Origin of the sequence: Pseudomonas viridiflava (assembly GCF_001642795.1) — a bacterium.
Taxonomy (GTDB): Bacteria; Pseudomonadota; Gammaproteobacteria; order Pseudomonadales; family Pseudomonadaceae; genus Aquipseudomonas; species Aquipseudomonas viridiflava.
This window is the reverse complement of the sequence record NZ_LKEH01000028.1, coordinates 272-845: the sequence shown is the minus strand read 5'-3', so window position 1 is coordinate 845 and position 574 is coordinate 272.

Here is a 574-nt window from a genome sequence, read left to right as displayed (position 1 = left end):
CCCCGGCTACGGTCTCTTCCGACACCGAGGGGTACTTCGCGATCAGACGTGTACGCGTCTTATCGATCAGGCGGTCTTCCTCGTCGTTCGTCATCTGTCAATGATGCGCCCGGACCACCAGCAGGTCCACAGGAGAAACTCGCAGATCCGTCCGACAAACGAGCCGATCCTCTCGTCACGAACTGGATGCTGGCGGACTTACTGGCCGTCCGGCGTAAAAGGGGTCAGTCCAGGGCGGCGCACGCGATGCACCACGCTCTGCCGTCAACACCAATCGTTCGATGTTCCGGCGCAATACTGGCGGCCAGAATGCACTCAGTGTCGTCGTGATAGACATCGACCGCGCTGGTCTCTGTCGAATGAAACGCTGCAACCTTCATCACTACCTTGCTTCCCTGACCGTCCGGCAGGTGGAGGTCTCACGGGTAATCGTTTCACCACCACCGAGGTCTCACCATCCGAAGAGTCCGCGGTCACAGATCCAACAGATCCCGACGGGATCTCATATGGAACGCCGTCGGCCTCACCATGCACGAGGAAAACGGTGGAGCTGTTCATCCTGCACCGCCAGATT